Below are 2,008 nucleotides of genomic sequence, written 5' to 3'. Positions count from 1 at the left end.
ATGCGCCTCCGGTCGTCGTGCGGCACCCGCGCCCACAGCAGCGTGCTCACCGGCCAGCCCGTCAGGTGCTGGGAGATCTCGCAGCGGAAGGCGACTTTCGCCAGCTCGGCGAAAGGCGCCCTCCACTCACCCCTTTTTGCCAGATGCCCTGCAGCACATGACGGAAGTGCGGTAAACAGTAGCCGTCAGCAGCCGTCCAGCGCTTTCAGGGAGAACCCGGCATGCCCGATTCCGAGGATGTCCAGATACGGGGGTCCGCTTCCGACGAGATGGACACCACCGTGCCGCACGCGGCCCGCGTCTGGAACTTCTGGCTCGGCGGCAAGGACCACTACGCGGTCGACCGCGCCGCTGGTGAGGAGTTCCTGCAGGTGTTCCCGGGGATGCGGGCGGCGGCGCAGGCCAGCCGGGGCTGCCTGGGGCGGATGGTCCGGCACCTGGTCGCCGAGTGCGGGGTGCGGCAGTTCCTGGATGTCGGCACCGGTCTGCCGACCGCGGAGAACACCCACGAGATCGCGCAGCGGGCCGCCCCGGAGAGCCGGATCGTCTACGTCGACAACGATCCGCTCGTGCTGGCCCACGCCCGCGCGCTGCTGACGAGCACGCCGGAGGGGGCGACCCGGTACATCCACGCCGACGTCCGCGAACCCGAGGCGATCGTCGAGGGCGCCCGCGAAGCCCTGGACTTCGACCGCCCGGTGGCCCTGATCCTGTTCGGAATCATGGGTCTGATCCCCGAATACTCCCGAGCGCGATCCATTGTGGACACGTTGCTGGCGGCGCTGCCGTCGGGCTCCTACCTGGCGCTGTTCGACGTCGACGACAGCGACCCGGTAGCGGTGGACGCGGCCCGGCAGTACGCGGAGTCCGGGGCGATCCCGTACAACCACCGCACGCCGGAGGAGATCGCCGGCTACTTCACGGGCCTGGAGCTGGTGGACCCGGGGGTGATCCGGTCCGGCCAGTGGCGCACCGAGGCCCCGGAGCTCGCACAGCACGACACCACCACGCTGGCAGGGCTGGGACGCAAGCCCTGACCAGCAGCTTCACCTAGTTGCTGATCGGGCGCGGCGGCGGTAGGCGAAGTAGGCGAGGGCCGTGCCGATGGCGAGGACGGCAGTGGTGAGCAGACTGGCTTCGATGCCGAAGCCGCCGCCGGTGAGCAGCTCGGCGCTTCCCGGGCTGCCGCCGATGCTGAGCATCGTCGTCTGGACGCCCATGCCGGACACCTCGATGCCGTAGACGTTGCCCTGGAGCCAGTTCCACACCGCGTGGAAGGCGCACACGCCCCACAGGCCGCCTTCGGCGAGCGCCCAGAACGCCAGGAGCAGCGCGATCAGCAGGATGTTGATCAGGGCCACCGCGCTCACGTTCGGGTTGATGCCGTGGAGCAGCGAGAACACCACGGCCTGCAGGACGACCGCAGCCGTCAGGCCCCACTTCCGGTAGGTCACCTGCATCAGGTAGCCGCGGGTGATGACCTCCTCGGTGCTGGCCTGCACGGCGAACCCGATGAGCGCGATGAAAGCCCCGCCCACCTGCGCGACGTGCACCGCCCCGACGTCGAACTGCCCGCTGAGGAGGTTCACGCCGACCGGCACGCCCAACAGCACCACTGCGACGGCCGCGCCGATCCCCAGGTGCGCACCGACGCGCGAAGCGGGGAAGAACCCGACGCTGCCGAACGGCCGCCGCTCCTTGATCCGGATCCACAGCGCGAGCATCCCGACGACGCCGAGGAAGCTGAACAGCATCGCGAGCTGGGCGGCCAGATCCGCCCGCCCACGGGCCAGCGCCCCGATCGGAACCCCGAACACCGGAGCCAGCACGAGCGCCCCCGCGGTCTGCCCGATGACGAGGCAAACCACGACGACGACCAACCCGACGACCGGCCCGCTGGGCCGCCGAGCCCGGCCGATCCCGCCCAACAACGCCGAAGGCGAAGCCCGCCCCGACTCCACGCTGCCCACCAAAGCCAACTCCCCGATCCGGCGAACGAACTCGCCAC

The 2,008-nt window shown here is 70.3% G+C and carries 2 protein-coding genes; one reads left to right on the top strand and one right to left on the bottom strand.

From position 1 onward, the window contains the following. The first annotated feature begins 221 nt into the window (after window positions 1-221). A complete protein-coding gene (locus ABTZ89_RS38275) occupies window positions 222-1,037 on the top strand; it encodes an SAM-dependent methyltransferase (RefSeq protein ID WP_351054297.1) in 816 nt (271 codons plus the stop codon). 9 nt (window positions 1,038-1,046) lie between these two features. On the opposite strand, the gene ABTZ89_RS38270 is transcribed toward ABTZ89_RS38275, so the two are convergent. Then, window positions 1,047-2,008 (bottom strand): CPBP family intramembrane glutamic endopeptidase (locus ABTZ89_RS38270; RefSeq protein ID WP_351054294.1); only part of this gene is annotated, 962 nt, incomplete at its 5' end.

Source organism: Saccharopolyspora sp. NPDC002686, from assembly GCF_040295745.1.
GTDB lineage: Bacteria > Actinomycetota > Actinomycetes > Mycobacteriales > Pseudonocardiaceae > Saccharopolyspora > Saccharopolyspora oryzae.
The sequence above is the reverse complement of the archived record's forward strand: the minus strand, read 5'-3'. Positions and strand labels throughout refer to the sequence as shown.

Bases quoted from the DNA above. Each gene is read 5' to 3' on its own strand.
- ABTZ89_RS38275 (WP_351054297.1), top strand. From the start codon at position 222: ATGCCCGATTCCGAGGATGTCCAGATACGGGGGTCCGCTTCCGACGAG.